This window comes from Collinsella aerofaciens (assembly GCF_040915425.1).
Classification (GTDB): Bacteria; Actinomycetota; Coriobacteriia; order Coriobacteriales; family Coriobacteriaceae; genus Collinsella; species Collinsella aerofaciens_BW.
Window position 1 is genome coordinate 1 of record NZ_JBCPDN010000069.1, and the last position, 11,082, is coordinate 11,082.

13 protein-coding genes are annotated in these 11,082 nt (G+C 60.6%); 8 read left to right on the top strand and 5 right to left on the bottom strand.

The window, feature by feature from the left end:
* The coding region (locus tag AB5164_RS08730) for an AzlD domain-containing protein (RefSeq protein ID WP_368147986.1) at positions 1 to 184 on the bottom strand (184 nt) is incomplete at its 3' end.
* Positions 174 to 866, bottom strand: a complete 693-nt coding sequence (locus AB5164_RS08735) for an AzlC family ABC transporter permease (RefSeq protein ID WP_343006571.1) — start codon at positions 864 to 866, stop codon at positions 174 to 176. The genes AB5164_RS08730 and AB5164_RS08735, both read right to left, overlap by 11 nt.
* A 127-nt stretch (positions 867 to 993) precedes the next feature.
* On the opposite strand from AB5164_RS08735, the gene AB5164_RS08740 reads away from it, so the two are divergent.
* On the top strand, positions 994 to 1,806 hold the full coding sequence (locus tag AB5164_RS08740) for an HD domain-containing protein (protein WP_368142270.1): 813 nt from the start codon (positions 994 to 996) through the stop codon (positions 1,804 to 1,806).
* Here the strand turns inward: AB5164_RS08740 and AB5164_RS08745 are convergent.
* From AB5164_RS08745 to AB5164_RS08755, 3 genes are read right to left on the bottom strand one after another with little or no spacing between them, the layout of a single operon-like run.
* Complete coding sequence (locus tag AB5164_RS08745; protein ID WP_368142271.1) at positions 1,803 to 3,008, bottom strand: FAD-binding protein; 1,206 nt, start codon at positions 3,006 to 3,008, stop codon at positions 1,803 to 1,805. The genes AB5164_RS08740 and AB5164_RS08745 overlap by 4 nt on opposite strands.
* Positions 3,009 to 3,824, bottom strand: a complete 816-nt coding sequence (locus AB5164_RS08750; protein WP_368142272.1) for an electron transfer flavoprotein subunit beta/FixA family protein — start codon at positions 3,822 to 3,824, stop codon at positions 3,009 to 3,011.
* A gap of 2 nt (positions 3,825 to 3,826) precedes the next feature.
* Positions 3,827 to 5,428 (bottom strand): FAD-binding oxidoreductase, encoded by a 1,602-nt coding sequence (locus tag AB5164_RS08755; protein WP_368142273.1) that lies wholly within the window; start codon positions 5,426 to 5,428, stop codon positions 3,827 to 3,829.
* 345 nt (positions 5,429 to 5,773) lie between these two features.
* On the opposite strand from AB5164_RS08755, the gene AB5164_RS08760 reads away from it, so the two are divergent.
* The 7 genes from AB5164_RS08760 to AB5164_RS08790 form a co-directional block, all read left to right on the top strand.
* Positions 5,774 to 6,070, top strand: a complete 297-nt coding sequence (locus AB5164_RS08760) for a hypothetical protein (RefSeq protein WP_055287150.1) — start codon at positions 5,774 to 5,776, stop codon at positions 6,068 to 6,070.
* On the top strand, positions 6,067 to 6,576 hold the full coding sequence (locus AB5164_RS08765; RefSeq protein ID WP_368142274.1) for a hypothetical protein: 510 nt from the start codon (positions 6,067 to 6,069) through the stop codon (positions 6,574 to 6,576). Before AB5164_RS08760 ends, AB5164_RS08765 begins: the two co-directional genes overlap by 4 nt.
* A gap of 89 nt (positions 6,577 to 6,665) precedes the next feature.
* Positions 6,666 to 7,265 carry a hypothetical protein gene (locus tag AB5164_RS08770; RefSeq protein ID WP_368135425.1) on the top strand — a complete coding sequence of 200 codons (600 nt, stop codon included), beginning with the start codon at positions 6,666 to 6,668 and terminating at the stop codon, positions 7,263 to 7,265.
* The gene (locus tag AB5164_RS08775; RefSeq protein ID WP_347478244.1) at positions 7,249 to 7,530 is read left to right on the top strand and encodes a hypothetical protein; all 282 of its coding nucleotides are present in this window, start codon (positions 7,249 to 7,251) and stop codon (positions 7,528 to 7,530) included. Before AB5164_RS08770 ends, AB5164_RS08775 begins: the two co-directional genes overlap by 17 nt.
* A gap of 18 nt (positions 7,531 to 7,548) precedes the next feature.
* Positions 7,549 to 8,979 (top strand): hypothetical protein, encoded by a 1,431-nt coding sequence (locus AB5164_RS08780; protein WP_368142275.1) that lies wholly within the window; start codon positions 7,549 to 7,551, stop codon positions 8,977 to 8,979.
* A gap of 118 nt (positions 8,980 to 9,097) precedes the next feature.
* On the top strand, positions 9,098 to 9,814 hold the full coding sequence (locus AB5164_RS08785; RefSeq protein ID WP_368135422.1) for a DUF554 domain-containing protein: 717 nt from the start codon (positions 9,098 to 9,100) through the stop codon (positions 9,812 to 9,814).
* A gap of 87 nt (positions 9,815 to 9,901) precedes the next feature.
* On the top strand, positions 9,902 to 11,082 hold a 1,181-nt coding region (locus AB5164_RS08790; protein ID WP_368147988.1), incomplete at its 3' end, for a TerB N-terminal domain-containing protein.

Here is an 11,082-nt window from a genome sequence, read left to right on the forward strand (position 1 = left end):
CGCCAGGGCTTATCAAATCGTTAGCGACCAGCGCCGCAAAGGCGGCGGGCGGAATATAACCCAAGGCCTCGGTACCGCGGGGCGACAGCGTTCTCCCGCGCAAGGCAAACGCCGGGGCAATGCGGAAAAACGCGATAGCCGCCCATGACGACAGCCACAGGACCAAAAACTCATTAACGGGCATCGCGAGCGCCCCTTCCTTCGGCGAAAGCATCGCACGCAAGCGCCGCGGCAACACCGACGAGCACGCTTGCCGGCACGGCGATATTCGTCCACCCCAAGAACTTGCATATGGCGACAGACACCGCAGCCATAACGGCAGCCACGACATTGCCGCGCGACAGTCGCTGCGAAAAGAGCAGGCAGATAAAGAGCGAGGTGCAGACAAAGCCAGCAATAGCGGTGGGGACATCGACAACGGCGCCTACAACGGCGCCCATCGTGCACGAAACGCCCCATGTCGCGATGAGGATCGCGTTGAGCGCAAAGGACTCGCGCGGGCCCCAATCCTCCCCTTCAACCAACTTGGCAAGCGAGATGCCATATGCCTCCTCGGTAAGCGTCGCGGCAACGGCCAGCGTCTGACGCTTCGAGGCACCCCTCAGATGGGGCGCGATTGATGCCGAATAAAGTGCAAAGCGCGAGGAGATTGCGGCCACACTTGCGACAATCGATGCCGCAGGCACACCTGCCAGCCACAGATTGCAGACCATAAACTGGCCGCTACCCGTCACAAACGTGCTGCTCAGAGCAAAAACCATCCAGGGCTCCATTCCCGTCTGCGCCATAATCATTCCGCACGGCGCGCCTATCGCAACATAGGTAAGCATCACCGGCCAGACGGTTTTAACGATTTTGAGCACCATAGCGTTCCTCGTCCCGACAAGATTTCCGAGCCGCATTCAACGACGCGGCAGAATCATCGCCCGGTGGCAACCGAGTTCACCTACAATTGCCACCGGATCGAAAGACACAGCATTTTAGGAAGTCATTATGACAGCTATCGATCGGGGCCGGGCGACCGCGGCCTTCAAACGCTATACCGATGCTTACGATGCCGCCAATCCACGTATCGCGCTCAAAATCGAGCATACGTACCACGTTGCCGAGGCATGCGATGCCGTGGCGCGCGAGCAGGGCTGGTCGACAGAGGATATTGACCTGGCCTGGCTCTGCGGCCTGTTACACGATATGGGACGCTTTGAACAGTTGCGGCGCTGGGACACCTTTAAGGACGCCGAGAGTATGAGCCACGCAGCGTTGGGCGTCGGGGTCCTCTTTGGCGAGAACCCCGCCGATGCGCCCGCCGTAACGAGCATCCGCGACTTTATCGATGACCCGGCAGAAGATGAGCTCATCCGCGCGAGCATCGCCTATCACAGCGACTTTCGCCTGCCGGCACAACTTGACGAGCGCACGCGGCGCTTCTGCGATATCGTGCGCGATGGCGACAAGATCGACATTATGCGCACCATCGCCGACAGCACCGTCGACACCATCCTCAAGGTTGATGAGGACGCATTTCTCGCCAGCCGGTTCTCGACACCGGCTCTCGCTGCCTTTGACGAGCGCCGCTGCGTCGCACGCGATGAACGCGACGAGCCCGCAGACTACCTGGTGGGGCTCATCTGCTTTATGTTTGAGCTCGTCTATCCAGCGAGCCGCGCGCTGGCGCGCGAGCAGGGCGATATCTACCGCCTGCTCGACGCGCCCTTTGGCATTACGCGCCCCTTTACCGATCTCGCCACGCAAGCGACCTGGGAGCGCCTAAAGGACGAGATGCGCTACTGGCTGGCGCGCGCCTAGCGCTCAAGCTGGGCCAGCAGCTCCTCGACGACCTCGACGGCATCGCCGACAACCCTGTACTGGGCAGCACCAAAGATGGGGGCATCCGGGTCCTCGTTGATGGCGATAATGCACTCCGCCCCACCGATGCCGGCAAGATGCTGGATGGCGCCCGAAACACCGATACTCACGAGAAGCTTGGGCGAAACCGATACGCCTGTCTGGCCAATCTGATGGCGATACTCCAACCAGCCGGCCTCCACGACAGGTCGCGTGCAGCCAAGCTCGGCCCCCAGAGCCTCGGCGAGTCTTCGCATCAGCGGCAGGTTTTTCTTGGAACCAATGCCGCGACCCACCACGACCAGGCGCTCGGCATCGGCAATTGATGCCTGCTGCCCCCACTCCTCGGCGGGAATCGAGATCTCGACACGAGCCTTAGCATCATCCGCAAGGAATACCTGGGTAATCGTGCCAGAACGGCTGTAGTCAAACTCGGGCGCCTTAAAGATGCCGGGGCGCACCGTTGCCATCTGAGGACGGTGGTTAGGGCAAATGATGGTGGCCATCAAGTTGCCGCCAAACGCCGGGCGCGTCTGCTGCAGCAGGCCCGTTTCCGCATCCATCGAAAGCACGGTGCAGTCGGCCGTAAGGCCCGTCTGCAGGCGTACAGCAACGCCAGGCGCCAGCTCGCGGCCAAAGGCGGTCGCACCGTACAGAATGGCCTCGGGATTGTGCTCTGCCACCAAATCGCAGATCAGCCGGGCGTAGACCTCCGCATCGTTCTGGCGCAGACGCTCGTCGCGACAAACCAGGACCTCGTCCGCGCCGGCGCAAACCAGATGCTCCAGGTCACCGAGAGAACCCTCGGGGTCCATACCGACCAGTGCCACCAGACGGCAACCACGGGCATCGGCAAGCTCGCGTCCCTTGCCCATGAGCTCGTAGGCCACGGGAGTCACCGTATCGTGCTCGTCGGTCTGCGCGAACACCCAAATGTCTCGATATGCATCAAGGTCCACCGCACCAGCGGCCTCGTCACGCTCGATCGAAATGGCACTGACGGGGCAGGCGTCGACGCACCCGCCGCATAGGATGCAGCCGTCGGTTACGCGGGCGCAACGGTTGGGCCGCTCGCCTTCCACTACGATGCCGCCCGAGGCACAGGCGCGAACGCAGCGACCGCAGCCGATACAGGCTTCGCTATCGATAATCAGTCCGCTCATCTATGCCATCCCCTCGATAATCTTGGCAAGTTTCGCCGCCTGCTCGGACGCCGTTCCGTCAACGGCCTCGCACGTTTGGTCGCGGTCGGGCACAAACGATCGCACGACCTGTGTCGGCGAGCCGGCAAGGCCGCAGCGCGCGGGGTCGGCATACACGTCGGCAGCGTTGACCACGTGCACGTCCGCCTCCTCGGCTGCACGAATACCGGCAATGCTCGGCATACGCAGTTGGCCAATCTCCTTGGCGGTCGTCATCGCGCACGGCATCTCAAGATAGACCGTCTCCTCGCCGGCATCGCAGCCGTGAACAAGCGCCAGTGAACCACAGGTCGTAAAGCCCGCGCTCTGCACGCAGCTCACGTCGGTCACACAGGGAATCTCAAAGGCACCGGCAAGCTCGGGACCAATCTGGGCCGTATCGCCGTCCACCGCCATCTTGCCGCAGATGAGCAGGTCGAAGTCCTCGTCGAGCGCCTCGATGCCGCACTTGAGGGCATAGGTGGTTGCCAGGGTATCGGCACCTGCAAAGGCGCGATCGGTCAGCAGCAGTGCGTCATCGGCGCCTCGGGCGATGCAGTCGCGCAATAGCGATTCGGTCGCGGGGATGCCCATCGACACCACCGTTACGCGCACGTCCATGCCAAAGCCGATAAAGTCGTCCTTCAGCGCCAGCGCGCATTCCAAAGCGCTCGCGTCAAAGGGATTAATGACCGCCTGTTTGCCATCGCGCACGATGGTATTGGTCTTGGGGTCCATCTTGACCTCGGTGCTGCCCGGCACCGCCTTGACGCACACCACCATATGGAAATCGCTCATCTTCACGCGCCCCCTTTCTGGACGAGCTCATCCAAGAGCTTCTCCGAAAACAGGTTACCGCGGCCCAGCTGCCCGGCAGGATCGAGCTGGAGCTTGAGCCGCGCCGACTCGACCATGGCCTCGTGACCGTACATCGTCTCCAAGAAGCCCGCCTTGATCTTGCCGACGCCGTGTTCGGCGGAGACGGCGCCGCCCATGGCCGTAACCTCGGAAGCCCACTGGGCGAAGAGTTCTCCGCCGCGGCGGTAATCCTGCGCATCGCGCGGCAGAATGTTCACATGCAGATGGTTGTTACCGATGTGCCCCCAGGCGGCAGATTCAAGCCCGCTTTCGGCCAACGTGCGGCGATAAAGGGCGATGACATCGGCCAAACGCGCGTTGGGCACCGACATGTCCGAACCCAGTTTGGTGATGGTGGGATCCGTGCGGCGACGCTCGTCGATGAGCATGTTGACGCTCTCGGGCACCGCATGGCGGAAGAATCGCTGGCACTCGCGATCGACCTCGGTGCGCGCGACCCATGTCGCATCGTCGCTGCCACCCGCAAGCTCTAGTACCCACCCCAAGTGATACAGCTCCTCAGTCGCCTGGGCTTCGTCGTCGCAGTCGAGCTCCACGTAGACACAGACCTTGGCGTCTTTGTCGAGCGCCGGCAGCGAGGCGAACGCGGTCGACTGCTCACGCTGACGACGCAGGATATCCAGGGCGCCTGCATCGAAATACTCGATGGCAGCCGCGTGGAACAGGACGGGACGCACAGAATCGGTGAACGACACGGCCTTGTCTTCGCTATCGAAAAAGCAGCTTACACCCCAAACGACCGCAGGTGCCGCTTGCAGGGCAATCTCGAGCTCGGTGACAACGCCGAGCGTGCCGCAAGCGCCGATAAACAGATCGATGGCGTCCATTTCGTCAGCAACGAAATAGCCCGAAGCATTTTTGGTCTTGGGCATGGTATAGCCGGGAAGATCGAGCTCGAGCGTACGGCCCGCTGCCGTCACGAGCGACAGGTGGCGGCCCTGGGCAAAAGCCTCGCCGCGCTGAAGCTCAAGCAAATCGCCATCAGCCAGCGCGACGTGGAGTCCCGTGATATGTGGGCGCATGGGGCCGTAGGCGTAGCTGCGGGCACCGGAGGCGTTACATGCCGCCATGCCGCCCAGACAGGCAGACGCCTCGGTGGGATCGGTGGGAAAGAACTGCTCGGGGGCCTCTTGAAACTCATCGTAGGCCTTAAGCGATGCCTGGTCCCAACCAACGGTCGGCAGCACCTTCTTGCTCAGCTGCTTGCGCAGCTCCGAGAGCACAACACCCGGCTCCACGCGCAGTAGAAAGCGGCCTTGTTCATCGCGGCGAAGGCCCAAGTAGCGATTCATACGGGAAGTATTGAGGATATGCCCGCCGTGGGGCACGGCGCCGGCGGCAAGGCCGGTTCGGGCGCCCTGAACCGTTACCGGAACACACTCGGCATGGAGCTTTCCCAAAATGGCGCGGACCTCGTCTTCCGTTGTCGGAAACGAGATGCTCGAGGCCTCGCCCGATGTGCGAGACTCATCGCGACCATACTCTTCGAACTCGTCGGTGAAGGGTTTAATGGTTGCAGACACGCGAACTCCCCCTTTAGCTAACTACAGTGTTTGCAGGGAGATGTTACCGCATCGTTTCGTCGACGTGTTCGAGACCGTCTCCATAATTGGCGTTTTTTACGTTCGTGTAATTCGGTGAGCGGCTGGATTTCCTCGACAGACGATGCTTTTGACACATATGGCCCCGCCGTCGCCGACCGCGCGATTGTCGCTCGAAAAAAGTTGGAGTATTTTTTGCCGCCATTTACCTGCGGAGATGCCGATCCGTCAAGCATTTGGTCAGAAATTGGTCAAGTAGCGGCTGATACGGTCGGCGTCGACAGCCAAAACCGATAGAAGTTTTGGCCCAGAAGCAGGGAGGTTCCCATGGCATATTACTGGCCCCAGTACGGCATCGCCATCGAAGTCGACGACGATCCCCATCTCCTGCCTTTTGACGAAGAGGCATTCCCCGATACGACGGTCTACCACGTTACCACCGATGTGATCTGCGACCCCGAGTCGTTCTCGGCGCTCGCCCACCACATCGCGCATATCCACGACATCGAGCTCCCTCCCGACTTCGACGAGCTTGTCTACTCGCGCCGCCTGATGCTTCACATGCTCTTTGGAGCGGACCCGTCCACCTTTGCGCGCATCTATACCGCCAAGGATGCCGCATGAGCGCGAAGAAGCCACCCCACTTTGCAGGCCTGGGACATCGCAAGAAGCTCATCGTTGCCTGCCTGGCCATCGTCTGCGCCCTTGTCGCCGTAGGACTATACGCTTGGCAGTCGCAGCCCGTACCCGAGGCGGGCGCTTCGGTTACGACGGCGGAGGGCAAAACGCGTCAGGAAATCCAAGATGAGCTCGACGCCATCGTCCGCGACAACATGATGACGATTTCGGTCGCACCGGTCGCCCAGCTGCAGGAGGACGGCAAGCTGCGCGTCAACGTCCAAAACGTCCAAGACAATAAATTTCCCCAGCGATTCCGCGTCATCCAAAACGACGAGACCATGTACGAATCCGGTGTGGTCGAGACCGGCAAGACAATCGAGACGTGCCCCGCCGGCGACATCAAAGAAGGCGAGGCGTACATCGAGATCCAGGCACTCGATGCCAAGACCCTCGACAGCCACGGCAATCCGACACGTGTCAAGGTACGGGTTGAGCAAGCCGAGAACTAGCTTTCCGGCCGACGCGGCACCGCACGCAATTCACCAGCATTCGTCCAATCATCGCGGGGACGGCCCGCGGCGAATAGAAAGGAACGACCATGGACATCACCAGGAACATGAACGGAGCCAGAGCGCTCGTCGTGGGCGCAGGGCTCGCGCTCGCGCTCGCAATGGGCGCCGCACCGACGCCAGCTATGGCAGCCGGGCGCGTTGGAACCACGAAAGTAATGGTCAGGACCGAGATCGACAACGTTGAGTTCAAAGTTCCGACGGTTATTCCCTTCGTCGCCAAGGCCGACGGCACGCTTCAGGGCCCCTCAGAAGACGCGACCACCATCGACAATCATTCGGCCTACGGCATCCATGTCACCAACATGAAGATCGATGCCATGAACACCTGGACCATTGCTGCCGACGCCAAGACCGGAACCGCACAGAACTCCATCGACTTTAAGGTCGGCCCCGACGGCGCGCTCCAGAACGCCAGCGCCGCAATGCAGGGGACGGGCCTCGATCTTTCCAAGAATGCAGCCTTCGACATGGGCTACCAGGGCATTGCCGGTGGCACGGACAAAATTAAGCTCAAGACAAGCGGAAACGTCGCCCGCGTCACGCGCGACATCTTCCGCGTAACCGGCGAAGGCGATCAGGTTGCAACGATCACCTGGACGGTCGAGCCCGGTGCGCACACGGCATAAGGCCGTCGCCCTGGCCGCCGCCGTCAGCATCCTAGCGTTTGGCCCAGCCATGGCCTTTGCCCAGCAAGAACAGGCGCAGGCCGCCACGCAAGTGACGGTCGACCTCTCGGGGCTCGACCGCGGCGACCGCGAGGAACCATTGGCGCAGACAGGCGATGGACGATGGCTCTTGGCAGCAGGCGCCACAGCAGCAGGCGCGGGAACCGCCGGCCTCGGCCTGCACATCAAACGCAGCCAGAAACAAAACACGGACAGGCCGCACTAAATTAGCTAAGGAGACCCCATGGCATCGAAGAACCTTTTGCCCGTCGTCGCACTCTGCGGCGCGCTCGCAACCGGAACGCCTGTCGCCGCTTGGGCGACTCCTGTCATGGCAGACTCCTTACCAGCAGCCCTAAGCTCCGCATCAAATCCGTCGAGCGCCATTGCGTGCAAGCGTTTTTCGATCGCACAGGCTGCAATCTCAACCTCGGGATGCCTTCGTCGTAATACGGACGGTTCGATAGTCGTGGATATCAATCGTTCGAACAAGGCAAACGGCTCCCAGGCGGGGTACGCCGTCTGCACGTGGCGCTCGGTTGTGCTCGACGCAGATGGCGATCCATGCAATTTAGAGCTGCGCATCGACATCGCTTCGATCGATGACTCGGCGAACGGAGCGAAGGTCGCCTTCGACGGTACGTTTTTTGAGAAAGGAGGCGGTATATGTCTGGGCTGCGCCGCCGCGAATGCAGACGACACGCAGCCCACCCTCTCATTCACGGCATCGTTGCGGCAGACCAAAGCCGACACCGATGCCATCGCGGCGGGAGAAGCGTCCCTGCTGTTCTACGCCGTCAGCACCAAAGACACAGACGCTCATTTCGAGAAGCCAGCCGGATCACTCAGCCTTACACGAGGGATAGAGGCAGGCCCTATTGAAATCGATGCCCACGCGCAAAGCAGGCAACGCATTCTTGCCGACCCGGCGCTTCTCGAAATGGAGTGGAGCGGATCCGGAGCCATCGGAATTCTCCCCTCCGCGCTTGACGCCAAGACGCTCCCCTCAAACGACGAGCCCATCAACGCAACCATACAAGAAGAGAGCGCGGACAAAGAAGCAGGTGCGGGCGACACGCCATCGCCGACAAACAGCGTCCCAGCTTCTCTCGAAGCACCGAATGAGCCCGCTACCGGTCCAAACGATCCCAAGCTCGCGGACAGCCTGGGGCTTGCTGATCCTCAAGAGATCGATGAAGGTAACTGCTGCGTGCTTGCCGCGCTCGACCACACAGAGGTCATCGACGCTGCGAACATCGAAGTTGCCGCCGCCAATCAGCCCGTCCGCAAGTCGGCTATCATCGCATTTCCTGAATCCATCGAAGTCGTCTTTTTGCCATCGGGCGAGGTCGTGGCCCCAACACTGCTCACCTTGTTGGGCGCCAAGAATACTCGAAACGAAATTAAAAAGGTCACGGTTGTCGACCCCGCAACCACCGCCAAGCTGCGTCTATACGCCGTTGCTCCAGATGGAGGCAAGACCTTGGAATTCGATGGCGACACACTCCTAGCCTGGCGGCGTCTGGACATTATGCAAGACGTCTCGTATCAGATCGAACTCGAAGGGTTTGATCGTGCCCGCGATGCCAATATCATCGCCGCGGCTATTGAATCCCCGCAGCGGCTTATGACACTGCGCTTTGAATACTATCCCTATGTCCCGACAACCACCTGAGGCTTAAATGCTGCGCATCATTCCTAACACCACTTATATAACGTATTAGATGAGTCGCGATGTGCCTCGCATTTCGTTCTGCTACGATTGCCACGTTGGCATCAATACAGGAGGGCTCATGCCGGGCTTGGGAACAATCATCAACGTTGTGCTTTTAGTTGCGGGCGGTCTTTTGGGATTAGCGGGCGGCCGCTTCATTACACCGCGCATCCAAGACACGCTCATGAAAGCATCGGGGCTGTGCGTCCTGTTTATCGGCCTTGGCGGCACCATGCAAAAGATGCTCCTTATCGATGGGAAGGCGCTAGCGACCACCGGCACCACCATGCTCATTGTCTCGTTCGCCCTCGGCTCGCTCATCGGCGAGGCCGTCAACTTGGAAGCCGCCATCGAGAACCTTGGCGAATGGCTCAAGCGCAAGACTGGCAGTGAGGACGATAACGAGTTCACCAACGCTTTTGTCTCGACATCGCTGACCGTCTGCATCGGTGCCATGGCTATCGTGGGATCAATCCAAGACGGCCTGCTCGGCGACTGGTCCACGCTCGCCCTCAAGGGAGCGCTGGACTGCATCATCGTCTGCACCATGACGGCCTCGCTTGGACGCGGCTGTATTTTCTCCGCCCTGCCCGTCGCCGTGTTCCAGGGGACGATTACGCTGTTTGCCGGCGCGCTCTCCCCCATCATGACCACAGCAGCCCTCGACAGCCTTTCGCTCGTAGGATCCATGCTCATCTTCTGCGTCGGCGTCAATCTCATCCGTCCTCAGACCTTCCGCACGGCCAATATGCTTCCCTCCGTCGTCATCGCCGTCATCTACGCCCTCCTGTTCTAAATCTATCAACGCAGCGGTATCTCGAACATCTGTTTGATGCTGTGCTATGATATGAGGTCACCGTAGCTGCGTTCGAGAGGAGGAGCGGTGGCCGACCAGGACATCAAGATGCTCATCGAGCGCATTATGGCCGAGGCCCGGACCCATCAGTCCGCCCGCTTCTCAAACGAAATCTACGCAGACGAGCCGATTCTCAAAACCGGCCGACAGATGCAGAATTTCCTCCCCGACCAATACCGCAAGATGCGCGAGATATCGCGCTGGCAGGATGACCCCAAGGGCGGCGCGGGCCGCTGGCTATCGGAGGCCGAGCTTTTCTACCGCCAAGGCTTGCTGATGGCCGACTTTGAGGACGACTGTCCCTACAACGGCACCTTTAAGTCGTACTTTCCCACCTACAACGCCATGAGCGACCGGCAGTTGCGCGGCTACTTTACCTGGCGTGCCCAAGTGCGCCGCGGAACCGTCGAGGAAACGTCTACGTCCTTTGCCTTTCTGTATCTCTATGAGCTGATTTGCGGCATTGGCGTAGATGACCCGCTCGATGGTTTTAACAAGATCAAGGCTTTTTGGGATGTCTATCGCGCCTTCGAGCCCGGCATCGACCGATTTGCACGCGTGTGGCTGCAGGATTACGCCGTATTCCACGGGCTCGACCCCAAGCTGCTTCGCGACTCTAAAACCGTCATGTTCGATAACGCCCTTATCGAGCTGCGGCGCGCGGCACGAGACCTTGTACCAGCACCGGCACCGTCCGGCCAGACCCCCAAGCGTCGCAAAACCTCCGAGCCCACGCTCCCCTTTCCGCCCGATGAGGTGCGCGAGGAGCGACTCATGACCGCCATCAACGCCCTCTCCACGTACAACCTAAGTAACTCGCGGCTCGACCGCAGCCACCACCGCGATCTGCGCCACGTGGCGTGCGCCGTGTATGTCCGTATGGCACGCTACTATGACACGCACCGAAAGACCGGCATCGTGGCGAGCTTATTTGGGGAGGAGACGGCCATGCCCTACACCATGTTTGCCTCGGCCGTATTCTTTGCGCCCGAGCGCCACGAGGACTGCGAATACCGCCTGGATCCCATCCATATCTACCGTTGCCAAAACGGCTTTTGGGAATGCATGCGTATCCACGGTAGTAGGCAAAAGAGCAGCAAGCTCGGTGAAATGATGCGCGCCTGCGACCAACGCCTGCGCCTGGCGCTGGACCCCGCCCATCCCCTTAAGGAAGAAAAGGTCCCCAAATATCTGGCCAAGATTATCGA

Bases quoted from the DNA above. Each gene is read 5' to 3' on its own strand.
- AB5164_RS08735 (WP_343006571.1), bottom strand. From the start codon at position 866: ATGGTGCTCAAAATCGTTAAAACCGTCTGGCCGGTGATGCTTACCTAT.
- AB5164_RS08740 (WP_368142270.1), top strand. From the start codon at position 994: ATGACAGCTATCGATCGGGGCCGGGCGACCGCGGCCTTCAAACGCTAT.
- AB5164_RS08745 (WP_368142271.1), bottom strand. From the start codon at position 3,008: ATGAGCGGACTGATTATCGATAGCGAAGCCTGTATCGGCTGCGGTCGC.
- AB5164_RS08770 (WP_368135425.1), top strand. From the start codon at position 6,666: ATGGACATCACCAGGAACATGAACGGAGCCAGAGCGCTCGTCGTGGGC.
- AB5164_RS08785 (WP_368135422.1), top strand. From the start codon at position 9,098: ATGCCGGGCTTGGGAACAATCATCAACGTTGTGCTTTTAGTTGCGGGC.
- AB5164_RS08750 (WP_368142272.1), bottom strand. From the start codon at position 3,824: ATGAGCGATTTCCATATGGTGGTGTGCGTCAAGGCGGTGCCGGGCAGC.
- AB5164_RS08780 (WP_368142275.1), top strand. From the start codon at position 7,549: ATGGCATCGAAGAACCTTTTGCCCGTCGTCGCACTCTGCGGCGCGCTC.
- AB5164_RS08765 (WP_368142274.1), top strand. From the start codon at position 6,067: ATGAGCGCGAAGAAGCCACCCCACTTTGCAGGCCTGGGACATCGCAAG.
- AB5164_RS08760 (WP_055287150.1), top strand. From the start codon at position 5,774: ATGGCATATTACTGGCCCCAGTACGGCATCGCCATCGAAGTCGACGAC.